Here is a 23,449-nt window from a genome sequence, read left to right as displayed (position 1 = left end):
CCGCGTCCTTAGTGATCGTGGCTTGCGCCAGACTTTTCGATGTCTTGGCGTATCAGGAAACTTTGCTCGGCCACGTAGTTCGTGCCGGGCTTGAGTCCGCTAGTCACTTCGGCGTATTCACCATCACGCTCGCCAAGTTCGAGCATTCGGACTTCGTATGTCTCGCCAACCTGTGCGAAAACCACGGTGAAGTCGCGGAATCGCTGCAACCCGGACTCTTTTACCGCCAGCGGTACGTTGCGCGTGCCTACTGTGACCTCGGCCGCCACGGTCATGCCGGGGCGCCAGCGCCCCTCCGGGTTCGGGATGCTGACGCGGGCAATGACGCTCTGGCCGCTGCCAGCCACCGGCAACAATCGCTGGATCTTTCCGCTGGCTTCGGTCTTCCCGGTGGCTGACCGGATTCGTACCGGCTGCCCTGGCTGTAGGGCTTCGGCATCGGTGCCGATGGCGCGCAGGTCGATCCATACGTAGGACGGGTCAGCCAGCTCGAACAGCGCACCTGCTTCGGCCACATCACCGACGTTCGTGTTGCGTGCGAGTACCACGCCGTCGAATGGTGCGGTAATCGGGTAGGTGCGCATGCTGTCGTTGCCCTCAACGATGGCCAGTGTCTGGCCGCGGCGGACTCGTTCGCCCTGCTGCACGTTCACTGATCGCACGATGCCAGGAAAGCGTGCGCGAACCGCTGCGTGTCTGTCGGCATCCAGAACAACGGTTCCCATCAGCCGCACAACGTCTCGGATGACCGCCGGCCCCGCTGATTCGGTTTTGATGCCGGCATCCTTGGCGATACCAGCCGGAATGCTTACGCGGCCCTCATAGGATTCATAAGACCAAGTGGACCTCTTTCCGGCGTGTTCGGCGGACACGGCGACATCGAAAGAATGCGGCTCGGTCACTTCACCGCTGCCGACCAGATAGTTGCCTTCTGGCCTGAACGTGAATTGGTTGACCTCGCCATCCAAACGGGAGAGCTTGATCGTTGCGGCAACATCAGCGGGGGCGACTGGCTTGCCGTCACGATAGGCGTAGAGCCTGTAATGTGGGGGGGCGTTGGTTTCGTAGATGGTGACTTCCAAAGCGAAGTCTCCATCGCGGAGTAGCCGGCCATTGTTTGGGCCGCGCTCATAGCTTCCGCTGGCTTGGGCGCTGGCCGCCTCTTTGGGCTTGTCGCCGCCAGGGCTGCATGCAGCGGCAAACACACAAAGTAGCAACAGGGAAAGAATGCGAATCATGGTGCGGTGTCCTCAACGGTGGCGGTGAGGCGTTCCACCTCGACCAGCAGAAGGTGATAGCGAGTGGCGGCTTCCACAGCGCGCGCGCGCAGATCGAATAGCGTTCGCTGCGCTTGAGCCAACGACAAATAGGAGAATCGGCCCTGCTCGAAACCGCGACGAGTCGTTGCCAAAGCGCTTTCAGCCATAGGCAGCATTCGTGCGCGTAGCGAGTCAGCCTCTGTCCGTGCGTGCGTGAGTTCCTGATATTTGTCGAACAGCGCCTGGTGGCGCTCGAAGCGCTCGGCGTCACGCCGCGCTTCAAGCGCAGCAAGCTCCGCATTGGCCTGGGACACCGCGTATCCAGAGCGCGTCGGGCTGCCCAGCGGCACCGAGATCGACATCACTACGCCGTGATCCTTGTAGTCTTCCAAACGCCGCACGCCCAAGCTGACGTCGATGTTGGGTTTGGCTTCGGCCTCCGCGAGCCGGCGGCGGGCGCCGATGGTGTCGGCCTGCAAACGCGAAGCCCACAGTTCCGGCGTCATGGGCAAACGGGCAGCCAGCGTCTCGAATGGCGCCACGGTCGGCAAGGTTTGGAGGTCACCGACGACCTCGCCGAAGTCGGGGATCGTTGCCCCCCAGCTCGCGGCCAAAGTCATCTTGGCGCTTGCCAATTCGTGTTCAGCACTCTCACGATTCAGTTGGGCCTCCGCGACCGCAATTTCGGCGGCCTGCAAATCTGAATCAGGATTGCGTGCGGCTTTGACCCATGCGGCGACCTCTTGCCGCGTGCGCTCCGCTTGCTTGATGCGTTCCTCGGCATAGGTCAATCGCTGTTGCCTGGCGAGCACTTCAATGAAGCGGGCCGTAGTTGAACTAGCCAAGTCAATCCGTGTTTTGGTGGCTTGGTGCTCTTGTTCTCTCAGCTCGGCTTGTCCCAGCGTTTGGCGAGCCTCGCGCTTGCCGCCGAGTTCTATGACCCGACCGATGCGCAATGTCGTTTCGGCCGAGCGGATACCTCGCAGGTTGCCGTTCCCAGCGACGTTCTCAACCTCGCCGCCAATGGTGTAAGGCGGTGGCAGGGCTTCGCGCTGTGTGCGCGCTCGAACGGCCTGGAGCTGCGCCGTTTCGGCGGCGATGGATGGGTGGGCGGCCAGTGCGCGGGAGACAGCCTCCTCCAATCGCAGGGGTTCGGCGGCCAGGGCGGTGGATGTACCGCAGGCTCCGACAAACACCAAGGCTACTAAGCGGATCAAATTCATGAAAATCCTCACGACGACGACAGGTGGCGAGCAAACGATTCCGCGTCACGGCTGCTCGCACACGCCTTAGTGGAATCGTCATAAACCGATCATCAATCGGTTTTTCAGGCAAAAAAACACAGCACGCGCGCATATGGACTTACCTCGTCATCACAGTGATGAGAGATTCGGTCACGGAATGCAGCCAGCCGGTAGATAGGCTGCAAAACGCCAGAACAAGAATGCCTAGCATCGGCCCCAGGTATGAGACAGACGTGTGCTTGGACGACAGCAACGCCTCGACACGCTCAGGGACGAAATCGGAAAAGAACGCCATAGCCAACGGCATCTGTTCCTTGGCGTGTTGCCGAAATATCTTTTCTACTGCAACGATGGTTTCGGCTACGGCGACAGGGCATCCCACTTCGTTTGCAGCAGCGAAATCACAACGCTGTTCCAAGGCGAGTTCCAGATCGCGCAACAGCCGGCGACGAGTGCCCGGCAACTGGATGCTCGACAACACGACAGCGATCAGGCGATGCAGCACATCTCGATTGGCGATATGAGCCTGTTCGTGCGCCAGCACCACGCGCAATTGCGTTGGGTCGAGTCGCCGCATCAACGAGGTTGAAAGCAGGATGTGGCCATTCCCGACGCCACAGGCCAGCGCCATAGGCTGATCGACATCAAGCACGCGAAGTTTGTCTGGATACCCCGGACGCCAGCTCAGGCGCACCATCGAGGCAAGGGTTCGACGAGCACGCCAAAGGCCCACTACGGCCCGTAATGCCAGCCAAACCGCGTATCCCGCCAACAATGCCAATGCTCCCCATAGCCAGGCACTTTGCCCATTGCCGCTCGGGTGCCAAACGCACAGGTGCAGGAGCGTGTCAGCGTGCGCAGAGCAGGCAGCGGCAAATCTGGCCGAATCATCAAACATCGACGGCATGGCGATAGTCATGGCCGTATAGGCAATACCCGCCAATGCGGGTGTTACCAGCATCCACCAAGACACTCTTGCTCGCTGATAGGGGCTCTTTCCTGACAGCGCACGGCGTAATGGGCGCTCGCAGGTTCCAATCAGCAGGGTAAGCGTTACTGCCAGCACGAAGCCGGATAGCAATGCGAACTGAAGTAGTGGGCCATAACTCATCATTACGGCTGATCCAATTCAGCGCGACGACGGGCAATCAACTCCTCCAGCCTCTTGAGCTGGTCATCATCCGCCCTTGCAGCAAGATCGACAAAGGCACTCAACAACGCATCCGGCTGCGGGCCTGCGACACGACGCACCGTGGACTCGACCAGCTTCTGGATCAGTTCCCGGCGAGATACTCGTGCCGAGTATTCGTAGGCATGGCTGATCTTTTCGCGCTGGAGCATGGCCTTGCGAAACAGACGTTCCAGCGTGGATTGCACTGTGTTCAAGGAAATCGAGCGAGACTTCCCAATGCGCGCGTACACCGCCTTGGTGTCGGACGGGCCGAAGCGCCAGATGTCTTCGAGCACGGCGATTTCGAGATCGCCAAGTGTTGGTACGCTGTGGTTGGTCAATGTTGTCGGCTCCGAGCTTTGACTCGAACTCAAGAGTATCCACCACGAAAAACCGACCGTCAATCGGTTTATTGTGCAACCCCCATGCCGGGCACTGCTATCGCGGGAAGTTAACCGACGGCAGGCCCACGTTGCCGTCCTATCTCCCAGGACACGCCGCCGCCGCGCACCGTAGCGGCAAGCTGCTGGCCCAGCCGCTGCTCGACCACCGGCCTCCACGGCACAAGGCTGAACCCCATGCCGTCATCGAGCATCGCGTAGCGCCCACTGGCGAGCATGACGCTACGCCGGTAGATACCCGCCACGCGCTGCCCGTCGGCCACCGGGCGATGCTCCAAGCCGGTATCGGCGGTGATGTCCTTAGCGGCCTGCGCCAGCTCCCGATTGCGCAGCGTGCCCAGCAGATTACGCGCCAGGATCACCCGCTGGCCGCGTCGCTCGGCCAGCCCTTGTTCGGCCAGGAAGTCGGCGCGCTGCTGCATCGCCTGCTTGGCCTCGCCACCAAAGCCCAGTTCGCCCAGGCCGGTGCCGCCGCCGATCAACTGCTGGTCGAGCCACGTGGCGCCGATCACGCGGGCCTGTCGCTCGATGGGTAGGTGCGATTTCAGTTCCACGGCCACGCCGCCTAGGCGTTGCGCGTCGTACTGACGGCCCTGCTCGGGCAGGTTGTCCGGCACCTTCCATAGACCTTCGGCGACACGTTCCACGATGCCGGCTCGGCGCAGGGCTTCGAGCCGGCGGACATGGGCGGCGACGACTTCCTGCGGATCGCGGCCCGGCACGGCCTGACTCTGCGCGATGGCGAGGTGGTGGTCGGTGAGGTACAGGCCATCGCTCGCCAGCGCGGCGATGTTGCGGTCGGCCGCACGCACGTCGGCCGATCCCTTCACCTCCACCACGGCGCCGGTCGGATAGTTCGCCAGTTCGTCGCGGGCGTTGAGCGCAACATAGTGGGCCTTGCCGTCCACCCCGTCGATGACCAGATAACCCCGGTCGCGCAGCTCGTCGGCCAGCCCCTTCGCGGCCACGCGGCCGAGGATGGTTCGGCCATCGTCGCCCGGGTCGAACACCGCCAGTTCGCGCGGCTCGCCGCGCATGGCCCGCTGCATGGTGCGGATGATGTCGCCACGCTCGCCCAGGGCGCGTAGCGTCTTTTCGGCATCGGTATGGACGGCCCAGGTGCCCGGCTGCATCTCGTCGGCCAGGCCCAGGCGCTGCAAGCGTTGCAGGCGGCCGATCAGCAGCAGGCGCTGGCGTTGCAATCTCGGCTCGTTGAGGCGTTCGACATGCACCAAGCCATCGTCGCCCAACTCGCGTTTGAGCGTGCGATCCAAGCTCGTCCATCGCTCTTGTTCCACCTCGCGTTGCAAGGTCTGCTGGATCTCCAGCTCGGTGCGCGGCCCCAGCCATTCGGTCGCCAGTTCGGCGGCGCGATGGCGGAAACCATCGGCGATGTAGTCGCCCGCGATGATGAGGTCTTTGCCGGTGTCGTCGCGTCCGCGCACGACGATGTGCGTGTGCGGGTTGTCGGTGTTCCAGTGGTTGACGGCCACCCAATCGAGGCCCGTGCCCAGGTCGGCCTCCATGCGGCCCATGAGGTGCCGCGTGTAGGTGCGCAGGTCTTCCAACTCGGCGCCGTCCTCCGGCGAGAGGATGAAGCGGAAATGGTGCCGGTCGTCGGCGCAGCGTTCCTTGAAGGCGTCGAGGTCGGCGGCATCGGTCTGCGGCCCGTAGGCTTGGCCTGGCTCGCCATCGCGGCCCACGCCATCGCGCTCGATGTAGCGCAGGTGCTTGGCGAGCGATTGCGGGCTGGCCTGGCGCTGATTGACCAACAGCGTCTTGATGGTCACGCGCCGCGACATGGGCGTCAGCTTCGCCCCGGCGAAGCGCGCCGCCGTGTGGCCGCGCCCCAGACGCGAGCCGGGCCGATGCCCGGTTCCTGCGCCCTTGCCAGCTCCCCCAGGACGACGCACCGACGACTTGCCGCTACTGGCCTTGCCCGCCTGCTTGAGCACCTTGGAGACGAAGCCCTGGCCCTGGTTCTTCGGGGCGCTGGGGCGGATGCGGAAATCATCGTCGCGGCGGTCGGTCATGGCTGCGCCCCCTGCAAGCTCTGGCATGTCCGGTCGTGCGAAGCACGCGGACATGCCTGCATTGGCGTGGGCCTCGCGCCCCAAGCGGCACGGCGGCGAAGCCGCTCCGTGCCGCGCCAACCCCATGTGCAGACAGGCTTTCGACGCGGCCCGGTGCCGCGTCCTTTTGTCTTGCCTTCCGCCTTTGCCCCTCGCTGTCGCTCCGGGCAGCGGCGGCCCGGCGGCGCTGCTGCGCGAGCAGCCAGCGCGCCGGCGAACGCGGACACGGCCGCAGGCCGGGCGCGTTCGAGGCAAGACGCCTGCACGTTGGACGGCTGCGCCGAAGGCAGCGCGAAGTGCGGTGCGAATGCACCCGCACTGCACGCGCGACGACACGGCGACGAACAGCAGAACGACACGCCCGATGGCACGATGAGATGCACGGCGGCGTGCAGCGAATCGACGGCCATCATGGGCGGGATTCCAGCCAGACCGGATGCGCGACGCCGATCACGGCGGATGTGCTGACCGGCCCGAAATACCGGCTGTCGAACGACGCCGGGTTGGTCACACTCAAGAGGAACAGTTCGCCGGGTTCGAGGCGACGGCATTGCTGCCGGGATGGCAGCGGCCGGCCCCAGCGGTCAGCAGGCAGCACGGCGGCCGAAGGCACGCCGTCGATGCGGACGATGCCGCCCGCGATGCACACTTCCTGCGGCGCGACGGCGCCCACACGCTTGAGCAGCGGCACGCGCGCCGGCAGGTAGCCGCGCTGCGCGGCCAGCGCAGCGGCATCTGGCGGCAGCGTGGTCAGGACGATGCTGCCCACGGACAAAGGACGTGGCAGCGAGCCGGTGCCGTTGCTCAGCGGATCGACGCGATACCAGCCGACCGCCACGCTGTCGGACGGGTTGTAGATCAGGCGCGGCAGTGGATGCACGAAGGACGCCCAGGCCAGCGCAGCGAGGCCGCAGGCGGACAGGCCCGCCAGCACGATGCGAGCGCGCAGGCGCGAGCGAGGACGCGGCGCGGTGCCGACAGTCGAAACGGCGTTCATGGCAGCGCCCTCCCGATGAGCCATGCGGCGTGCCGCTCGGCGGTGTATTCGGGCAGCGGCAGGCGTGCAGCGAGCCGGTTGGCGAGCGTGCGCCAGTACACGGGCGAGGCACCGATAGGCGCGATGCCCAGCGCCTCGATGGCGTCGATGCGCTCCAGCACGGCGCGCACCTGATTCTCGCCCTCGGCGTGCAGCAGCAGGCGTGCGCCCGGCTGCACGCCGGGAATGCGCTGCGCCGCATCGAACGGCGTGCAAGCCTGCATCACCATGAGCTGCCAGCGAATCGTGCCGTAGTCGTTGGCCTGCCAGCGGATGCGGCAGAACATGGCGCCCGGCTGGAACACCGCGCAGCGCCGCCAGCGGTCGAGCTGGTGCGTACGCGCGGGTTCGCCGAAGCGCAGGTAGAGCTTGAAGCGTGGTTCGGTGTAGGCCAGTGCCACGCGCGTCAACGGCGCGCTGGCAGGCTGGCCGGAAGGTGCTGCGAGCGCAGCCGTAGCCGCGCCAGCGGCAGGCGAAGCGGATGCGGTCATGGTGTGTTCTCCCTGCGATGCTCGGGAAACTCACGCTCCAGCAGGCCGCGCAGCAGATCGGCCACGGTCACGCCCTGCGTGAAGGCCGACACCTTGATGCGCGCGCGCAGCGCGGGCGTGATGTCGAGGGTCAGGCGAGCGGTGTAGAGGTCGCCCTTGCCCAGCGCATCGGCGTCGCCTTGGCGAATCCACGCCTCGGCGTGCGGATTCGCGGGCGGACGCGCGCCGATGCCGACGCGCTTTGCGCGTATCGGTGGCTTCGCTGTCATGTCGGCCACCGCAGCAGTTCGTCCACCAGTGCGGTGATTTCGCGGGCGGCGGCGCTGTCCGGCGCCGTCTCGCGTGCAAGCCGGCCAGCGGCCACGCTGTCGGCGAACACGATGCGCTGATGCACTTCCGCGCGCAGCGCAGGAAGCGGCTGGTCGGCGAGCGCCTGGCGCGCTTCGCGCCCGATCACGGTGGTACTGACGCGCCGATTGATGACGAAGGCCGCGCGCAGCGCAGGCCGAAACACCTGGGCCTCGCGGATCAGCGCCACCATCTCGGCGCTGGCCCACAGGTCGTAGGGGCTGGGCTGCACGGGGATCAGCACGCGCTCGGCCGCCAGCAGCGCGGAGCGCGCCAGTGCCGCGATGCGCGGCGGGCCGTCGATGATGACGTGATCGGTTCGCCTGGCGAGTTCTGGCGCCTCTTGGTGCAGCGTTTCGCGTGCGAGGCCCACGGCGCTGAAAAGCCTTGGCAAGCCTTGCTGGCTTCTGCGCTGTGTCCAGTCCAGCGACGAACCCTGCGGGTCGGCGTCCAGCAGGACGACGTGCTGGCCGCGCATCGCAAGCTCGCCGGCGATATGCGTGGCGAGCGTGGTCTTGCCCACGCCGCCTTTCTGGTTGAGCAGAGCGACGATCATGACGCGGCCCTCCGTGTTGGAGAGCCGGGCTTTTGCTGCTGCGCTTGTGGCCGCGTGGTGGTTGTCCACCGCAGCGGCGTTTCCCTACTAAAAGTTAGAGAAATTAAGTTAGGGAAGTTAGAGGGCGCGCAAACCCAATGCTGGCGCGGGTTTGCGGCCGATCGGCACGCCTGATAGCACGATAGTCCCACGCCTGATAGCACGATACCCCGCACGCCTGATAGCACGACACTGTTCACAGGTTTTCCCGGAGTTATCCCCGTGCCGTCTGCGGCACGGGCCGGAAGGTCAGCAGCTCCATGCCGTTGTCCGGCATCCGCTCGATGCCCAGGACGTAGCCGGGCAGCGACTGCCGCGCGACCAGCGCGCGCAGGTCGCAGGCGAAGTCGTAGGGCTTGGCGGTGCTGCCGGATTTCTGGTGCAGGTAGCGGAAGTCGAACTGCCAGCCGTGCTCCTGCCGCCCGCCATGCTTGCGCACCAGGCGGTACAGCCAGCGTTCGATGCCGCCGGTAAGCCGGAAGTACGCCGGGTCGATGGTCAGCACCAGGGCGGCGTCGAGCACGCCCGCATAGAACCAGTCCGGCAGGATCAGCTCGATGCCCAGCGGCGTGCCGCTGGCGTCGGCCAGTTCCTTCCACTCGTTGATCCAGGAGAAGCGGTGCAATCGCCGCCCGGTCGTCTCGCGGATGGACGTGGCTACCGTGGTCGATTGCAGGCGATCCAAGGCCGCCTTGAGGCGCTGGTAGTCGCGCAGCGACTTGCCGCGCCCGAAGAAGCGCAGGATCTCGTAGGGTGTGGCGTGCATCAGGCGCGAGGGCCGCAGGCCCGCGTCCTTCGCCTCCACGATCTGCGAGGCCGCCCAGATCAGCACGTCCGCGTCCCAGATCGTGGCGATGCCGTGCTCCTGCGTGCCTTCCACGCGAATCGTCACGTTGCCCGCACGGAAGTCGATGGGCTTGACCCGCTTGGACTTGGCGAGCGAAAAGAACGGATAGGCCATCAAATCCTGGCTGTCGCGCGGCGCCATGTCGCCGGGCAAGGCGCGGAACAGGTCGAGCTGTTCGCGCTCCTGCAACGGCCGCTGCCGGGACGGCAGCCCGGTGCTGGACATAGCGATGGCCTGCCGCGCGCCGCCGATCAGCGCGCACGGCTGTCGGCCGAGTGGTGCTCGGCGTATTCGGGATCGGAAGTCGTCTCGAAACTGCGGTCGGCAGCCCAGGCATCGAGGTCGGCCACGGCGTACATGACGCGACGGCCGAACTTGCGAAAGCGCGGGCCGCCGCCGATCACGCGCTGCTTTTCCAGCGTGCGCGGCGACAGGCGCAGGTACTCGGCGGCTTCGTCGTTGGTGAGATAGCGTTGTGGCTGCGCGGCAGCGGTCGAGACAGTGGCGGCAGGCCGCAAGGGAGCGGGACGCATGGTGTGAACCTCCATCGGTTGAAAGCGCCCGGCCACACAGCGCGACCGGATGGAGGCAGTCTCAAGAAGCGAGGGGTTTTAGATCAGGGCCGTTTTGCGTCCACATCAAAACGACCCTTCTCAAGCGGCGGAAGCTGTGCTAATCGGCGGTAGCCGCCGCGCATCAGCGCATCGCCGCGATGCACCAGGCGGCGCACCTTGGAGCGCAGCCCGCCATCGCTGTACCAATCGGCTGCGGCATCTACGCCGAACAGTCCTTCCGCGACTTCACGCAAGGACGCGCCCGCCAGGGCCGCGTCGAGCGCCTGCAAGGTGTGCAGTTCCAGCAGCGCGCCAGGCGTTGGCCTGGGCTTGGTATCGGCCAGGGCTGCGCCGGGCACCTGTCCGCGTGCAGGCGCGGCAGCGCCGCCGCGATAGGCATAGGCGACAGCCATGCCGTCCTCCAGGCCGGGCGCGAGCGCGAAGCGCAGGCAGTGGCCTGGGCTGCGCGCGATCAGCGCCAGCCCTTTGCCGTCATGCAACAGTTGCTTGTGGCCGGGGATGCGCCAGAACGCGAACGTCGCCGCGTCCAGCGGCGGATCGGCATCGGGGTAGAGCTGCACCACGGCGGCGTGGCCGGGCAGCCAGGCCGGATGCGCGTCGCGCGCATCCAAGGCCGGGTCTTCCAGCAGGCGCAAGCCCCAGCGATGCGCCGCTTGCGACCGGCGATGGTGGCGCAGCCAGTCGAGCCGATAGTCGGGATGCCGGCGCAGGAACTCCCAGGCGAGCGCAAGGCCGTCCAGATGCAGCACGTACAGATACGCGGCAGTCGGATACCAAGGCTCGGCGCTGTGATCGACCATGACGCCACCTCCCGCGAACAGGACTCGCCGCCACGGAAGGACTGCGCGCTACATCGCCATCGTCAAAAGGTCATGGGTCAAAAAGATGGATCGGGTTGTCAAGACCGATTGGCTCCGATGCGTTGCGGTATTCGTCTCAATGCTGCGGCGACAGCGCCCCGAGTTGGAGTGCTGCACAGGCCAGCCTGCCGCAGCCCGCGCCAGCCATCATGTCTATTTGGATCAGACTGGAGGGGCTACGCCGCAAGAATGCCGATTGAGACCTGGCCGGCATGACATCAGACTGAAAAAGTCACAGTAGGCTGTGTTCAGTCCGGGATGGCGCCGTCACGCTCGGCCGCGCGGGTGTACTCCGACAGCGTGCGCGTGGGACGGAAATAGAGGTCGCGCATCACGGGCTGCTGGCGCGGCCCAACGATGCCGGCCAGCTCGGACAGCTTGACGGTTCCCTGCGCCGGCATCCCGATTCCCAGGTCGATGAGTCCCCAGGCGGTGTCGCCATCGGCAGGATCGAGTGCGGCCAACAGCCAGGTCACATGCGCGTCCGGCGTGAACAGCCGTACCACGGGCACCGGGTCGATGACTTGGCCAGCAGCGCGGGCCTCGCCGTTGGCGAGCAGTTGCGCGCGCTCCGGGGCGGTGGCGAGTGGCTGGGGCATGGTCGGCAATCCCACAAATCCAATGATGCACGGATGCGGTTTCACGTTGAAGCGCAGAACCGCCAAACCGGATTTACGCCTTCGTGCGCAAGCACGGATGCGGTTCTATGGCTTTGCCGGAATCCGCCGATACGGATTTCCGTAAAGGCACAAAGACGTAGAACAACACCAAATGAACACTATAGATTGTAGCTCTATAGGGCGCAATGGGTTGTCATCTTGGTTTTGAGAGGAAACCATAGGTGGCGGCTGGGAACTCATTGGCGAAGGCGTTGAAGACAGTCAGGAAAGCGCGTGGCTTGAGCCAGGAAGCGTTCTCCGACGTGTCCAGCCGCACCTATATGAGTACCCTCGAACGCGACCTGAAAAGCCCCACCTTGAACAAGCTGGCCGAGCTGTGCGAGGTGATGGAGATCCACCCGCTCACGCTGCTGACGCTGGCCTACGCGGGCAATAGCCCGCACAAGGCCGACGAGCTGCTGGCGCAGGTGCGCCAAGAGCTGGAGGCGGTGTTGAGCGAACGCGACGCGGCGGAGCCGCGCGCGTGATGCGGTGATGTGCTGCTATTAGCAGCACAGCGCCCCGCCGCGATGGGCGGGGCGCTGCGGCGGTCACGCCGCCTGGGGCTTGCTGCGCGACCAGATCAGGTCGTGCGTGCCGTCCTCGCCTTCGATCAGGCGGGCATAGACCGCTGCCGGGAACGAAGGGTCATCGAGGGTCACGGACAGGTACTCGCGCCCAGCCTCGCTGGTCTTCTTCCACGCCGCGCCGATGTCGTGGCTGGCGGCCTGAACGCGGAAGTCCGGGGCTTTCTCGCTGTCCCCCTTGTCGTTGGGAACCAGCTTGACTTTGACGTTGAGCGTCAGGGTGCGAAGCGTGCCGGTGAAGCCGTCTTTGTCTGCGGTGAAGGTGCCGATGTTGGCCATGATGTTTCTCCTTTCGGTTGAACAAGGTTCGCGCCCATCGCGTCCTTGTTGTGATCCGGCCGGCGGGGGACGGGCTGGCTGCACCGCTTGCGGTCGCAACGCAGTGGAGAGCCGGGAGGCGAAAAGAATTTGCTGCGCGAGGAAGCCGCGTAGCGGCGGGGAAATTGTTTTCGCCGGACGGTTGCAGCCATAAGCCCGAGGCGCAGCCGCGCCACCGCCAGGATTCACAACGAGACAAGGACGCCTTGGGCCGAACCGCTCCGAAAGGAGATGGGGCCGACTCGGCACCCCCGCCCGAAGGCTTCTCCGGCTCGCCCGCTGATGCGGGCCAGGTCAACCATCCGACGACAGGCGAGAACGCCCCCGCCGCACCTTGCGGCGCCGCTCTTGAGGCGTGGCGTGGAAGCTCCATAGCGATGCCGGGCGGGTTGTCCGTGAACCGTCCTTCGTGACGTGATGGGCAGGAACCGCCAGCGTTGAGGACGGCACGCACCTGCACAACCTGTCGCAGCGAGCGCCAGCGTGTTCGCCAGCGCCCGTCCATCGCGGCGGGGCGCTGGCCGGGCCGATCCGGCGCAGCCGGTTCGGCCGCATCGAGGGGCGCCAAGCATCGCGCGGCGGGGATAGCCCGCAGGGCTTTCCCCTGGAGGCAAGCGAAGCGCGCAGCGCCGCAGGCGCGAAGGCGTGAGGGATTGAAGCCGAATGGCCGTGACGGCAAAGGCGGCACGGGGCGCAGCCCGAAAGCCCGGCGGCGCATCGCGCCAACACGCCCAGGCCGTTCTATATTTTCAGAAAGGAACCCAAGACAAGCCCATGACACTCCAGCTCCGACACGAAACCCCGGACGACATTGCTGCCATCGAGGCGGTCACGGTTTCCGCCTTTGCCGATGCGCCGCATACCAGCCACACCGAGCAATTCATCGTGCGGGCCTTGCGCGCTGCGAACGAACTGACGCTTTCCATCGTGGCCGAAGAACACGGGCAGGTTGTAGGCCACGTCGCGCTGTCGCCGGTGAAGATCACCGATGACAACGGGCGAAAGGCCGAAGGCTGGCACGGTTTGGGGCCTCTCTCCGTCCTGCCGCAAAGGCAGGGGCATGGCATCGGCTCGCGCCTGATGGAACAGGCGCTGTCCGAACTGCGAACTATGCGGGCCCCAGGCTGCGTGCTGCTGGGAGATCCCGCGTACTACGCGCGCTTTGGTTTTCAGGCCCACGCGAGCCTGCAACTGCCGGGCGTACCGCCCGGCTATTTCATGGCGCTGGCCCTGCATGGGCCAGTACCGGAAGGTATCGCGCACTATAGCGATGCCTTCACCGCCGCCGCCTGAGCCAGCGCGAAGGCGGCGGCGTTCTGATTCGGCTGTTGGCCTTCGACACCGGGCGCGGCCACTGCCGCGCCCGGTTTTGCTTTCCATTGCGCCCAGGACGGAACGGCCTGGGCGCGGTGCTAATCGGGTTATTCCTTCGTCTCGATGCGCCACCACACAAAGCGAAGCGCCCCGGTCAAGGCCGGGGCGCTTGCCTTCGGCGCGGGTCAAGCGGCCAGCGCCTCGGCGGGTTCATCCGCCATTGCCTCGGCTTCCTGCGGGGCGTCGTCCTGCTCCTGCGGTTCTTCCTGCGTGGCTTCCGGCGTTTCGGTCTTGAAGATGGCGGGCATCCAGCCCGTGCCATCCGCCAGCCGTTCGGCTTCGCTGGCAATGTCGGCCTTCTTCAACTTCGCCAGCCTAGTGACGTGCTCGGGCGCGTACTCGCCCACGGCTTGCAGGATCGCGGCCTTCGGAACGTGCTTGAAGTAGCCTTCTGCGGTCGGTTGCCACCATGCGGCCATGTCGAGGCCCACGGCCTGCGCCAGTTCCTCGCCGGGCCGGTGCGGCGTGGCGCGAGGCGTCACCACGTCCACCGTGGAAGCCACGCACACGGCAAGCAGCCGCACCAGTTCGTCTTGCGACTTCGCCAGCAGCACGGCGAACAGTTCGGCGCTGTCCTCCGGCAAGGCAACACCTGCCACCTGTTGCAGTTCGCGCAGCGCCACGGCGGCGGACGATTCCGGCCAGTCCGGGGCCATGCCTTCCAGCCGGTCTTGCACCGTGAGGCGCACGCCGAGCGGCAGTCCATCGCCGTAGGCGTCGGGCTGCAAGACCTTCTGCACCATGCCATGCACCAGCGCGGCCAGCGCGACCTGCGGATGCCGGGCGACTTCGATTTGCAGCGCCGCCGTGCGATGGGCACTCAACCGCTGCGCCAGCCGGTCGGACAGGCTCGCGGCCTTGGGTGCGTCGTCGGCGTCCTCGTGCTCGTCGTTGGCGGCTTCGCCTTCGGTGCTGCCGAAACCGCGCCGCAGCTTTTCCAGCGTGCGCAGCGCCTTGGCCTCGGCTTCGCGCAGCAAGCCGCGATGAATGACGGCCTCGCCGTTGCGGTCGATGGTGACGATGGCACCGGCCACCTCGCGCACCTCGGGGGCATAACCTTGCAAGGCGTCCTCCGCGTCTTGCAGTTCGCCGACCACCTGATCGCGCCGCTGTTCCAGTTTCTCGGCCTTGGCCTCGTCCTCGCTGCTTTCACCTTGGCAGGCTTCTTCCAGTTCGGCGTCGATCTTGTCGAGGCGGGTTTGCAGCGAGGCAATGCGGCGGGCCTCGCGGGTGGTCGGCTCGCGGCGCTGGCGCGGGGCGTTCTGGAAAGCCTGCCGTTCCTCGTAGGCCAGATGCGGCACGGCCTCCACCCATGCCCAGCCCTCGGCGCGCACGTCCTCGGCCAGCGTTGCCAGCTTGTCGCGCACCAGCGTTTCCAGCACTGCGGTATCGGTGAGGTAGGTTCCGGCATCGCCTTCCGCGAACAGGTCGCGGCGGATGCCGCCGCCTGCCTGCCGGTAGGCGTCCAGCCCGACGAAGCGCACCAGCGCGTGCGCGGCGTCGATTTCGCGCTCGGTCAGGCGCTCGCGCAGCTTGGACGGGCTGCGCTGCCATTCCGGCGCACCATAGAACGCGGCCTCCTGCGCGGCGTGGTCGTCGGTGATGGTCAAGGCCATCAACTGTTCCAGCGTCACGCCACCGGCCCGGTAGTCGGCCATGAGGCGCGGCGAGACGTTCGCCAGCTTCAAGCGGCGCTGCACCACCAGCGGGGACACGCCGAAATCGGCGGCAATGTCCTCGATGGGGCGTCCTTCCTTGACCAGCGCGGCGAAGGCCGCGAACTGGTCGGCGGGGTGCATGTTCTCGCGCTGCACGTTCTCGGCGAGGCTCACGGTACGGGCCGAAGCATCCGCCACTAGCAGGCACGGCACTTCGTAGTCGGCGGCGATGCGCTTCTTCCTTGCCAGCAGCTTCAAGGCGGTCAGGCGGCGGTCGCCTGCGACGACTTCGTATTGCTCGCCATCGGCGGCGAGGATGACGATCAGGTTTTGCAGCAGGCCGATGCGGGCAATGCTCGCGGCCAGTTCGGGAATGGACTGGCGCGGGGTCGTGCGGACGTTGCGCTTGGAACGGCGCGGCAGCAACTGCGACAGCGGAACCAAGATCAGGTTCTTGGTCGGGTCGGCCACTTCCAGTGGCGCGGCGGCTTCGATGGCGATGGCTTCGGTTTTGAGTACGGCGTTCATGGTGATAACTCCTTGCGGTTCAGGGATGCAGCAGCGAAGGAAGCGGCAAGGGCTGCTGCCTGCCCCTGCCGCGTGGGGATTCAGGCTTTCAACTGGCGCAGGCCATCGGCCAGCAGCCACAGGGCGCGATTCAGGCGCACGCTTTGGTCGATGCCCTGCACGGGCCGGGTGGTCTGACGGCGGCCATTCGCGGCGCGGGCGGACAGGCCGCCTTTGGTCAAGTTCTCCTGCGTGCGGTTGAACACGCTCCACAGGTCGCGGCGGTCGTCGTCATGGCGGCGCGGCATCAGGATTTGCGATTCCGTGATGGGCGCGGGCTTGTCCTCGTCGTACTTCAACGCCAGCGCAGCGCGGGCGAACACTTCCGATTCCCCGGCGTCCAGCGTGATGGCGCGCATGGCATCGCGCGATTCCTGCACCCGGTCGAAGCCGTGCAGGACTTCGTATGCGCCTTCGATGACGTGAGCGGCTACGTCGCCCTTGTGGGGTACGCGCACGTCGGCCACGGTGTCGCCGCAGACAAGGCCATTGCTGCAAACGAAGCGGAACATCCCGGCCAGCATCTGATAGCTGCTGGTGCCGTCATGGGAGTTCAGCAGGATGATTTCGTTGGCCTCGCGCCCGTTGATCTGGCTGGCGTGGCGCAGCCGGATCATGTGCTTGGTGTAGTCGCGGCGGTCGTCGTGGCGCACGCGGGTTTGCGTCACCATGAAAGGCTCGAAGCCTTCCCCGCGCAGTTCCTGCAGCACGGTGGCGGTGGGGATGTAGCTGTACCGCTCGGAGCGGCTTTCGTGCGGTGCCTTGGCGAAGATCGACGGGGCCACGGCCCGGATTTGGTCATCCGACAAGGGACGTTCCGAACGCAGCACCGGGGAGCGGGAAGCGAAGCGGGATGCGAGTTGCATGGCATTTCTCCTGACAAAGAAAAAAGGGTTTGCTGTTCACCGCACACCGGATTCCTAGATTCGGAAGCCCAGCCTTTCGGCTGTTCGGTGCGGTCGGCACGAGGAACCCGGTTGGCCCTGTTGCCACCGTCTTTCCTGAGTTCATCGCCCGCGACGGTCAGGAGCGCGCGGACGGGGGGCCGTCAAGGAGATAAGCGCAGGGTTGGTGCGGCCCGCAGGCGAAGCCGAGGACACGGCCCTGCGCGCCTTGACGGCACACGGCCGCGGGCTACAGTCGCGGTGAAGGTGATGAAGTCAGGGGAGACGGCTGGACATGGCAACGGCCCCTCAACACGCCGACCGCACGGCAAGCGAAGCGCGCAGGCCCGGATCTGGAAGCCGGGCCGGAGGCGTCAGCCGAGCGGAGCGAGGGAACGATGGAAGCCCGTCAGGGGCGAGACGCCGCAGGCGGCTCGATGCGCCACGCGCACGACAGCGTGACCGGCCATGTTTCTTGGCCGGGGACGCACAGCCTTCAATGCTTGATGCACAAGCTCATGCGCCAGTCATCGGGAAACAGGTTCGACAGCGACTACTGTGGTCAGGCCGATCCGGCGCAGCCGGTTCGGCGGTCTTTGAGGGGCGCCAAGCATCGCGCGGCGGGGATAGCCCGCAGGGCTTTCCCCTGGAGGCAAGCGCAGCGCGCAGCGCCCCGTCAGGGGTGCGAAGGCATCACGCCGAGTCGTCAGGGCGCAGGCTGGATTCCGAAACTGGCATCCAGGGCGATGACGAGTTCAGCAGGTAGCGCGCACCGCGCGCGTACAGGCCCGAAAGCGCGGTTGGCCGGTAGAACCCGGTAACGCGGCGCCGGAACTGTGCGCCAAATTCGTTGGTGTAGATCACCGCGTCGCCGATCTTGAAGCGCAAGGGCTGGCCGTTCTCCGGCGCGAACGGCTTGAGCGCATCGTGCTGCGCCGTGATTTCGATGATGTAGTCGTTATGGCTGCTCATGGCATTGATCTCCTGTGATGGTTGAGAAAGCACAAGGAGCGCCTTGCAGCGCTCCCAGGGCCGGGTCAGACAACGATCCGCCCGGCCAGCCGCGCATCGCGCGCATAGACGCTCAACCGCTTCTCGGCGCGGAAAGACAGGTCACGTTCGATCGGCAGGCCCAGCCCGCCGCGCACCGCCGCCAGCTCGTCCAGGCTGACCCAGCCGATTTCCGGCTCCCCCAGGCCCAGGTCGCAAAGACCAAAGGCGTGGTCGTGGTCGTCGGGATCAATCTCGGTCAGCAGCCAGGTCGCGCCAGCGTCCGGCGTGAACAGCTTGACCACGGGTGCCGGATCGAAGTCCGGGTTCTCCAAGGATTCGCGGCCGTTGGCCAGCAGCACGATGCGCTGCTCGTCGGTGATGAGTGCGTTGTTCATGGTGAACTCCTGGAAGGTTGCCGGGCGGAATTGCCCGACCCTTCCGGGGCACGGCGCAGCGCAAGCCGTCAGGGGTCAACGACGGCCGTCAGGACGCAAGCGCGCATGGCGCGCGCAGCCCTTGACGGCGAGAACGCCGTGGCACGATGAAGGGAACAGCAAGACCGCCCCCACTCACTCCGATTTTGGGCAAGCGAGCGCGCAGGCCCGGATCTAGCAATCCGGGCCGGAGGCGTTGGGGATGTGAAACGCTGACAGCCGCTAAACGCGCGTCCAGTCCCGGTGCAGGTCGTCCACGATCGCAGGGTGGCGATGCCCGCCGCGATCTGCGTGTTCGCGCAAGTGAGGATGATCTGACGGCAGATCAGGGTGATCGTGAGTGATGTCGGAAGAATCACTAGCGGGCCAGAGCCGCAACGCCAATCCCACTCCTACAAGACCGATCAGCGACATGACGATGAAGGTCGATTGCAGTCCAAAGGCAGCACCGAAGCGACCGGCCAAGGGGTAGCAGATGAGCCAGCACGCATGGGACAGGGCGAATTGCGCAGCAAAGACCGCAGGACGATCCTCGGGGTGAGCGGAGCGACGCAGCAACCGACCGGATGGCGTTTGCGCCACGCTGTAGCCAAAGCCGACCACCAGCCAGATCACCACTAGGACGGCATAGGTCGGAATCATCGCTCCGGCTGCTGTCCCCAACACCAGCATCGTTGCCCCCGCAATCATGGCTGGCCGATCAGCAATCTTGTCGAGCAAGCGAGGCAGCGCGAATGCCGCAATCATCGAGCCGCCTCCGAAGGCGGCCAGCGCCCACGCCACCTCGGATTCGCCCAGGCCGAAGCGCGCCTTGACGATAACCACCGTGTTGACGATCACCATTGATCCTGCTGCCGCCACGGCGAGGCTGATTGCCAGCAAACCTCGCAGGCGTGGCGTGGCGAGGTAAATGCGCGTGCCGCGCGTAGTGCGATCCCAGATGCCCCGGCGTGGGCCGGGTACGGTTGTGGGCAGCCCCACGCTGACCACGAGCGCGGCCGAGACGAGGAAGCCGAGAACCGTTCCCGCAAACAGATTGTGAAAGCTGATGACGGTCAGCAGCGCGGCGGCCAGCATTGGGGAAATCAGGCTTTCCAGATCGTAGGCCAGCCGGGAAAGAGACAGCGCCTTCGTGTATTCGTCTTCGTCGGGAAGGATGTCCGGGATGGTGGCTTGAAAGGTCGGCGTGAAGCCTGCGGACGCCGCCTGTAGCACGAAGATCAGCAGATAGATTTGCCAGATTTCGCTGACAAAGGGCAGGCAGAGCGCAACGGATGCTCGCACCAGGTCGAGGGCGACCAGCAACGACCGTCGCGGCAGCCGGTCGGCGAAAGCCTGCGCGACAGGTGCGACGCCGACATAGGCGAGCATCTTGATGGCCAGCGCCGTCCCGAGCACCGCGCCGGCATCCGCGCCGGCCAGATCGTAGGCAAGCAGGCCGAGCGCCACTGTCATCAGGCCGGTGCCGACGAGTGCGATCACCTGGGCGGAAAACAGGTGGCGATAGGTGCGGTTCTTCAGAACGGAGAGCATGGGATGGCCTCAGAGCAGTTTGGTCAGCGCCTTCATTTCGGCCAGAACGGAGTCCTCGTCATGGGACAGGCAGTGGTCGATGTGGTCGTGGATCAGGACGCGCTTTGCCGCCGTCACCGCGCTTTCCACCGCCGCGAGCTGGCGGGCGATGTCAAGGCAGGACTGACCACCTTCGATCATGCCGATGACGTGCCGAAGATGGCCCTCGGCGCGTTTGAGTCGCTTCACAAGGTCGGTGTGGGTTGAGTGCTTGTGCGTCGCTTTCATGCGGCAATTGTATCCCCCCAGGGGGGATATGACAAAATCGCCTTGCCGCCCTTCTGTCGGCCGCCGCAGGTGTGCTTTGTCAATCGGCACCGGATGCAGCAAAAAGGGGGCCGAAGCCCCCAAGGTCAAAGCAGGCCGCGTTCGGCGAATGACGTGGTACGGCTTCCAGCGACAATGATGTGATCCAGCGTGCGAACGTCCACCAGCGCCAGCGCCTGCCGAAGCTGCGAGGTCATCGCCTTATCGGCCGCGCTCGGCTCGGGGTTTCCGCTCGGATGGTTGTGCGAAACGATGACCGCCGCTGCATTGAGCCGCAGTGCCTGCTTCACCACCTCGCGCGGATGCACCTCGGCGGCGTCGATCGTGCCGTGGAACATCTCCACGTAGTCGATCAGCCGATGGCGCGTGTCGAGGAACAACACCGCGAAGACCTCGTGCTCGAAGCCGGCCAGCTTGGCGCGCAGGTAGTCCTTCACCGCCGCCGGCGAAGTGAACGCCTCGCCGCGCTGCATCTTCTGTTCGATGACCTGGCGCGCGGCTTCCAGAATCTGGTCGGCGTCCGCCGGCCGATAGCGCCCACGGCCATCGCGCACCATCAGCGGGGTATCGTGAGAGAGGGTCAGTTGCGACATGATCGTGCTCCGGTTGCTCGGGCGGAATTGCCCGGAACCGTGGCCAGCACGGCGCAGCGCAAGCAGTCAGGGGTCGCAGACGGCCGCCAGGACGCAAGCGCGCACAAGCGCGCGCCGCCCTTGACGGCGAGAACGCCGTGATACGGTGAAGGGAACAGCAAGACCGCCCACACCCGCCCACTGCACACAGTCGGCTTTTGGCAAGCGGAGTGCGCAGGCCCGGATCAGCGAGTCGGGCCGGAGGCGTCAGCCGAGCAAAGCGAGGGAACGATGGAAGCCCGGATGGGGCGAGAGTCGCGCAGCGAGGCTCGATGCGCAGCACGACAGCGCGACGGCGGCACGCCGGGACGCCCGACTGCTTGGGACAGGGCTACTCGTTGTCGATTTTGCGCTGCTCGATCTGCAACTGTGCCCGCTGCGTTGCCTGTTGCAGTCGCTCCACCAGCACGCCCCTCGGCGGCAAGGCGGTCAGGTACTCGGCGACGTGGATGCCCGACTTGTCCAGCTCCAGCAATTCGATCTGCTCGCGCTTCTTGCCGGTGCAAAGGATGATTCCCAGCGGCGAGGCTTCCTCCGGCTCCCGTTCGTGCTTGTCCAGCCAGCGAAGGTAAAGCTCCATCTGTCCCTTGAAAGCCGCCTTGAACTCGCCGACCTTCAACTCCACTGCCACGAGCCGGCGCAGCTTGCGGTTGTAAAACAGCAGGTCGAGGTGGAAATCCTCGCCGTCAATTTGGATGCGCTTCTGCCGGGCCACGAAGCTGAAACCCGCGCCCAGCTCCAGCAGGAAGGATTCCATTTCCCGGATGATCGCCGCTTCCAGGTCGCCTTCCTGCCAAGTGTCCCGCAGCCCCAGGAAGTCGAGGATGTACGGGTCGCGCATGACCAGGGCGGGCGACATGCGCTGCGCATCGCGCATCGTCGCCAACTCCTGTGCGATCGTCTCGCCCGGCTTTTGGGACAGTGCCGTGCGCTCGTACAGCATCGAGTCGATGCGCTCGCGCAGCGTCCGCACGCTCCAGCGTTCGACGCTCGCCATCTGCGCGTAATAGTCCCGCTGGAGCGGGTCTTTCAGCGGGATCAGGGCGATGAAGTGCGTCCAGCTCAATTCTCGTATCAGTGATACGAGAATCTGCTCGTCGGGGAAGGTGGCTGCGAACTGCACCATGCGGCGCAGGTTCTGCTCGGCAAAGCTGTTGCCGTACTCCTTCACCAACTGCGCCGCCAGGGTAGGCAGGACTTCCTTGCCATAAGCGCCCCGGCGCCCGTCCAAGACCTGCGTATGGATGCGCTGGCCGATGCGCCAGTAGAGCATCGTCAGTTCGCTATTCACCGTCGAGGCGGCGCGCTTGCGCGCCGCCTCGATCAGTGCCCGAATGTCGCCCAGCAGCGCCGAAGGCGCTGCGGACGATGCTGCGGATGACCGGCGCGTGTTCATGCTGCCGCCTCCGCAAGCTGGCGCGCGCCCGTGATGGCCTGGCGCCGGCTGGCCACCAGCTCGGCGGCATCGCGCACCGGCTTGTCCTCGGTATGGACGTAGTGCATGAACATCGCCACGGTCTTGTGGCCCGTCAGCTTCATCCCCACCTTGGTCGGTACGCCAGAATTGGCAATGTCGGTCGTCGAGCGATGGCGGATGCCGTGCGTGCCGACGTGCGGGACGCCGGCGGCCTTGAGCACCCGGCACCAGCCGCCATAGTGTTCGCCAAAGGTCAGGTGCTTGGCCGGGTCGTTGGGCGACGGCAGGACATAAGGGCAGCCCTCCCGGCGCGGCGCCGTCGAAAGCAGCCGATAGGCTTCCTCGCTCATGGGCTTGGAAATGCCGCCGACCTTGCTGTCGGGCCACACCACGCGCCGGTTCTCGAAGTCCAGCCAGCTCCATTCGAGCGGGCAGATTTCGGAGCGCCGGGCGGCGAACTCGAATTGCAGCCGGATCGCCAGAGGGATGACGTAGTTCTCCAGCCCTTCCGCCTCCAGCTTCTCCAGATGGCGGAAGAGCCGCACCATTTCCTCGTCCACGATGAGCCGGGTTTCCTTGCCCGGCGGGTACATCGGGACGTGGCGGCACGGATTTGTGCCGTCCGGGCGGTAGCCCCACACTTCGGCCAGGTTGAACATCTTGCGCAGCACGCCGAAGGTCTTGTTCGCCTCGGTCGGCTTGTAGGCCAGCTTCTCCATCAGCCCGGCAATGTCGGGCCGCTTCACGTCATGCACCTTCTTGCGGCCCAGCAGCGGGATGATGTTGCGGTCGATGACGCCCTGATAGCCGTCCTGCGTGCTGGGCTTGTTGCGCTTCTTGGAGTAGTCCTCCATGAACTTCTTGCACAACTCGGCCATCGTGGGCGCCTTGCGCGCCTCGGCCTTGGCGCCGCCGGGGTCGCCGCCCCGGCGAACCTCGGCCAGCCAGTCCTGTGCCTTGACTCGTGCCTGTTCGACGGTCAGTTCCCCGTACAGCCCCAGCGAGGGCTTGCGGGGCTGGCCGGAGTTCGTGCGGTACTGGAGCATGAACACCCGGCGGCCCGTCGGGGTAATCTTGCACAGGAAGCCGGGCACCACGGTATCCCGCAGTTCAACATCCTTGGCCTGGGGCTGGGCCGCCTCCACGGCGGTCTTGGTGAGCTTGATCTTTGCCATGATGACTCCTTGG

General features: G+C 65.7%; 25 protein-coding genes. 2 read left to right on the top strand and 23 right to left on the bottom strand.

All coding sequences use genetic code 11. The features are described 5' to 3' along the window. Nucleotides 1-8: 8 nt before the first annotated feature. From LRS53_RS21695 to LRS53_RS21635, 13 genes are all read right to left on the bottom strand, one after another. Nucleotides 9-1,238, bottom strand: a complete 1,230-nt coding sequence (locus tag LRS53_RS21695) for an efflux RND transporter periplasmic adaptor subunit (RefSeq protein WP_003104017.1) — start codon at nt 1,236-1,238, stop codon at nt 9-11. Beyond that, a complete protein-coding gene (locus tag LRS53_RS21690; protein WP_010791843.1) occupies nt 1,235-2,482 on the bottom strand; it encodes a TolC family protein in 1,248 nt (415 codons plus the stop codon). Before LRS53_RS21690 ends, LRS53_RS21695 begins: the two co-directional genes overlap by 4 nt. A gap of 139 nt (nt 2,483-2,621) precedes the next feature. After that, nucleotides 2,622-3,617 carry a M56 family metallopeptidase gene (locus LRS53_RS21685; protein ID WP_020750593.1) on the bottom strand — a complete coding sequence of 332 codons (996 nt, stop codon included), beginning with the start codon at nt 3,615-3,617 and terminating at the stop codon, nt 2,622-2,624. Further along, on the bottom strand, nt 3,617-4,015 hold the full coding sequence (locus LRS53_RS21680; RefSeq protein ID WP_003104024.1) for a BlaI/MecI/CopY family transcriptional regulator: 399 nt from the start codon (nt 4,013-4,015) through the stop codon (nt 3,617-3,619). The genes LRS53_RS21685 and LRS53_RS21680 overlap by 1 nt, the downstream gene beginning before the upstream one ends. Before the next feature lie 110 nt (nt 4,016-4,125). Further along, the gene (locus tag LRS53_RS21675) at nt 4,126-6,108 is read right to left on the bottom strand and encodes a relaxase/mobilization nuclease domain-containing protein (protein ID WP_003104027.1); all 1,983 of its coding nucleotides are present in this window, start codon (nt 6,106-6,108) and stop codon (nt 4,126-4,128) included. Between the two features lie 448 nt (nt 6,109-6,556). Further along, a complete protein-coding gene (locus LRS53_RS21670) occupies nt 6,557-7,144 on the bottom strand; it encodes a S26 family signal peptidase (RefSeq protein ID WP_003107118.1) in 588 nt (195 codons plus the stop codon). After that, nucleotides 7,141-7,674 carry a DUF2840 domain-containing protein gene (locus LRS53_RS21665; RefSeq protein ID WP_003107117.1) on the bottom strand — a complete coding sequence of 178 codons (534 nt, stop codon included), beginning with the start codon at nt 7,672-7,674 and terminating at the stop codon, nt 7,141-7,143. The genes LRS53_RS21670 and LRS53_RS21665 overlap by 4 nt, the downstream gene beginning before the upstream one ends. Beyond that, a complete protein-coding gene (locus LRS53_RS21660) occupies nt 7,671-7,943 on the bottom strand; it encodes a hypothetical protein (RefSeq protein WP_003107114.1) in 273 nt (90 codons plus the stop codon). Before LRS53_RS21660 ends, LRS53_RS21665 begins: the two co-directional genes overlap by 4 nt. Further along, nucleotides 7,940-8,578, bottom strand: a complete 639-nt coding sequence (gene parA, locus LRS53_RS21655) for a ParA family partition ATPase (protein ID WP_003107112.1) — start codon at nt 8,576-8,578, stop codon at nt 7,940-7,942. The genes LRS53_RS21660 and parA overlap by 4 nt, the downstream gene beginning before the upstream one ends. Before the next feature lie 253 nt (nt 8,579-8,831). Further along, on the bottom strand, nt 8,832-9,689 hold the full coding sequence (locus tag LRS53_RS21650) for a replication initiator protein A (protein ID WP_003107111.1): 858 nt from the start codon (nt 9,687-9,689) through the stop codon (nt 8,832-8,834). Between the two features lie 26 nt (nt 9,690-9,715). Then, nucleotides 9,716-9,982 (bottom strand): helix-turn-helix domain-containing protein, encoded by a 267-nt coding sequence (locus LRS53_RS21645; RefSeq protein WP_020228437.1) that lies wholly within the window; start codon nt 9,980-9,982, stop codon nt 9,716-9,718. Nucleotides 9,983-10,080: 98 nt separating this feature from the next. Continuing rightward, on the bottom strand, nt 10,081-10,839 hold the full coding sequence (locus LRS53_RS21640) for a DUF2285 domain-containing protein (protein WP_010791845.1): 759 nt from the start codon (nt 10,837-10,839) through the stop codon (nt 10,081-10,083). A gap of 308 nt (nt 10,840-11,147) precedes the next feature. Next, a complete protein-coding gene (locus tag LRS53_RS21635) occupies nt 11,148-11,498 on the bottom strand; it encodes a DUF2958 domain-containing protein (protein WP_010791846.1) in 351 nt (116 codons plus the stop codon). A 242-nt stretch (nt 11,499-11,740) separates the two neighbouring features. Here LRS53_RS21635 and LRS53_RS21630 point away from each other — a divergent pair, with 242 nt between their 5' ends. Continuing rightward, nucleotides 11,741-12,046, top strand: coding sequence for a helix-turn-helix domain-containing protein (locus tag LRS53_RS21630; RefSeq protein WP_010791847.1), 306 nt, complete (start codon nt 11,741-11,743; stop codon nt 12,044-12,046). A gap of 63 nt (nt 12,047-12,109) precedes the next feature. On the opposite strand, the gene LRS53_RS21625 is transcribed toward LRS53_RS21630, so the two are convergent. Next, entirely contained in the window at nt 12,110-12,424 is a 315-nt protein-coding gene (locus LRS53_RS21625; RefSeq protein ID WP_010791848.1) for a DUF736 domain-containing protein, read from the bottom strand. Between the two features lie 813 nt (nt 12,425-13,237). Here LRS53_RS21625 and LRS53_RS21620 point away from each other — a divergent pair. Further along, the gene (locus LRS53_RS21620) at nt 13,238-13,756 is read left to right on the top strand and encodes a GNAT family N-acetyltransferase (RefSeq protein ID WP_003107955.1); all 519 of its coding nucleotides are present in this window, start codon (nt 13,238-13,240) and stop codon (nt 13,754-13,756) included. Nucleotides 13,757-13,962: 206 nt separating this feature from the next. Here LRS53_RS21620 and LRS53_RS21615 read toward each other — a convergent pair whose 3' ends face one another. The 9 genes from LRS53_RS21615 to LRS53_RS21575 form a co-directional block, all read right to left on the bottom strand. Then, a complete protein-coding gene (locus tag LRS53_RS21615) occupies nt 13,963-16,023 on the bottom strand; it encodes a ParB/RepB/Spo0J family partition protein (RefSeq protein WP_010791849.1) in 2,061 nt (686 codons plus the stop codon). A gap of 80 nt (nt 16,024-16,103) precedes the next feature. Continuing rightward, nucleotides 16,104-16,928, bottom strand: a complete 825-nt coding sequence (locus LRS53_RS21610; protein WP_003107836.1) for a DUF932 domain-containing protein — start codon at nt 16,926-16,928, stop codon at nt 16,104-16,106. A gap of 711 nt (nt 16,929-17,639) precedes the next feature. Continuing rightward, nucleotides 17,640-17,918 (bottom strand): hypothetical protein, encoded by a 279-nt coding sequence (locus LRS53_RS21605; RefSeq protein WP_003103165.1) that lies wholly within the window; start codon nt 17,916-17,918, stop codon nt 17,640-17,642. 65 nt (nt 17,919-17,983) lie between these two features. After that, nucleotides 17,984-18,334, bottom strand: a complete 351-nt coding sequence (locus LRS53_RS21600; protein ID WP_003103166.1) for a DUF2958 domain-containing protein — start codon at nt 18,332-18,334, stop codon at nt 17,984-17,986. Nucleotides 18,335-18,595: 261 nt separating this feature from the next. Further along, complete coding sequence (locus LRS53_RS21595; RefSeq protein WP_003103168.1) at nt 18,596-19,906, bottom strand: MFS transporter; 1,311 nt, start codon at nt 19,904-19,906, stop codon at nt 18,596-18,598. A gap of 9 nt (nt 19,907-19,915) precedes the next feature. After that, complete coding sequence (locus tag LRS53_RS21590; RefSeq protein WP_003103170.1) at nt 19,916-20,173, bottom strand: metal-sensing transcriptional repressor; 258 nt, start codon at nt 20,171-20,173, stop codon at nt 19,916-19,918. Nucleotides 20,174-20,298: 125 nt separating this feature from the next. After that, nucleotides 20,299-20,805 (bottom strand): RadC family protein, encoded by a 507-nt coding sequence (radC, locus tag LRS53_RS21585; protein WP_003103172.1) that lies wholly within the window; start codon nt 20,803-20,805, stop codon nt 20,299-20,301. A gap of 370 nt (nt 20,806-21,175) precedes the next feature. Beyond that, nucleotides 21,176-22,240, bottom strand: coding sequence for a PDDEXK nuclease domain-containing protein (locus tag LRS53_RS21580; RefSeq protein ID WP_003103173.1), 1,065 nt, complete (start codon nt 22,238-22,240; stop codon nt 21,176-21,178). Continuing rightward, complete coding sequence (locus LRS53_RS21575) at nt 22,237-23,436, bottom strand: tyrosine-type recombinase/integrase (protein ID WP_003103175.1); 1,200 nt, start codon at nt 23,434-23,436, stop codon at nt 22,237-22,239. Before LRS53_RS21575 ends, LRS53_RS21580 begins: the two co-directional genes overlap by 4 nt. Nucleotides 23,437-23,449: the final 13 nt, after the last annotated feature.

Source organism: Pseudomonas sp. PLB05 (assembly GCF_021106615.1).
GTDB classification, from domain to species: Bacteria; Pseudomonadota; Gammaproteobacteria; order Pseudomonadales; family Pseudomonadaceae; genus Chryseomonas; species Chryseomonas benzopyrenica.
This window is presented reverse-complemented; position numbering and strand designations above follow the sequence as displayed.

What these genes read in the sequence shown, in the direction of transcription:
- LRS53_RS21620 (WP_003107955.1), top strand. Translation starts at nt 13,238, where the DNA reads ATGACACTCCAGCTCCGACACGAAACCCCGGACGACATTGCTGCCATC.
- LRS53_RS21605 (WP_003103165.1), bottom strand. Translation starts at nt 17,918, where the DNA reads ATGAGCAGCCATAACGACTACATCATCGAAATCACGGCGCAGCACGAT.
- LRS53_RS21625 (WP_010791848.1), bottom strand. Translation starts at nt 12,424, where the DNA reads ATGGCCAACATCGGCACCTTCACCGCAGACAAAGACGGCTTCACCGGC.
- LRS53_RS21575 (WP_003103175.1), bottom strand. Translation starts at nt 23,436, where the DNA reads ATGGCAAAGATCAAGCTCACCAAGACCGCCGTGGAGGCGGCCCAGCCC.
- LRS53_RS21640 (WP_010791845.1), bottom strand. Translation starts at nt 10,839, where the DNA reads ATGGTCGATCACAGCGCCGAGCCTTGGTATCCGACTGCCGCGTATCTG.
- LRS53_RS21600 (WP_003103166.1), bottom strand. Translation starts at nt 18,334, where the DNA reads ATGAACAACGCACTCATCACCGACGAGCAGCGCATCGTGCTGCTGGCC.
- LRS53_RS21660 (WP_003107114.1), bottom strand. Translation starts at nt 7,943, where the DNA reads ATGACAGCGAAGCCACCGATACGCGCAAAGCGCGTCGGCATCGGCGCG.
- LRS53_RS21690 (WP_010791843.1), bottom strand. Translation starts at nt 2,482, where the DNA reads ATGAATTTGATCCGCTTAGTAGCCTTGGTGTTTGTCGGAGCCTGCGGT.
- LRS53_RS21675 (WP_003104027.1), bottom strand. Translation starts at nt 6,108, where the DNA reads ATGACCGACCGCCGCGACGATGATTTCCGCATCCGCCCCAGCGCCCCG.
- LRS53_RS21615 (WP_010791849.1), bottom strand. Translation starts at nt 16,023, where the DNA reads ATGAACGCCGTACTCAAAACCGAAGCCATCGCCATCGAAGCCGCCGCG.
- LRS53_RS21595 (WP_003103168.1), bottom strand. Translation starts at nt 19,906, where the DNA reads ATGCTCTCCGTTCTGAAGAACCGCACCTATCGCCACCTGTTTTCCGCC.
- radC (WP_003103172.1), bottom strand. Translation starts at nt 20,805, where the DNA reads ATGTCGCAACTGACCCTCTCTCACGATACCCCGCTGATGGTGCGCGAT.
- LRS53_RS21670 (WP_003107118.1), bottom strand. Translation starts at nt 7,144, where the DNA reads ATGAACGCCGTTTCGACTGTCGGCACCGCGCCGCGTCCTCGCTCGCGC.
- LRS53_RS21580 (WP_003103173.1), bottom strand. Translation starts at nt 22,240, where the DNA reads ATGAACACGCGCCGGTCATCCGCAGCATCGTCCGCAGCGCCTTCGGCG.
- LRS53_RS21665 (WP_003107117.1), bottom strand. Translation starts at nt 7,674, where the DNA reads ATGACCGCATCCGCTTCGCCTGCCGCTGGCGCGGCTACGGCTGCGCTC.
- LRS53_RS21685 (WP_020750593.1), bottom strand. Translation starts at nt 3,617, where the DNA reads ATGATGAGTTATGGCCCACTACTTCAGTTCGCATTGCTATCCGGCTTC.
- LRS53_RS21695 (WP_003104017.1), bottom strand. Translation starts at nt 1,238, where the DNA reads ATGATTCGCATTCTTTCCCTGTTGCTACTTTGTGTGTTTGCCGCTGCA.
- LRS53_RS21610 (WP_003107836.1), bottom strand. Translation starts at nt 16,928, where the DNA reads ATGCAACTCGCATCCCGCTTCGCTTCCCGCTCCCCGGTGCTGCGTTCG.
- LRS53_RS21650 (WP_003107111.1), bottom strand. Translation starts at nt 9,689, where the DNA reads ATGTCCAGCACCGGGCTGCCGTCCCGGCAGCGGCCGTTGCAGGAGCGC.
- LRS53_RS21590 (WP_003103170.1), bottom strand. Translation starts at nt 20,173, where the DNA reads ATGAAAGCGACGCACAAGCACTCAACCCACACCGACCTTGTGAAGCGA.
- parA (WP_003107112.1), bottom strand. Translation starts at nt 8,578, where the DNA reads ATGATCGTCGCTCTGCTCAACCAGAAAGGCGGCGTGGGCAAGACCACG.
- LRS53_RS21635 (WP_010791846.1), bottom strand. Translation starts at nt 11,498, where the DNA reads ATGCCCCAGCCACTCGCCACCGCCCCGGAGCGCGCGCAACTGCTCGCC.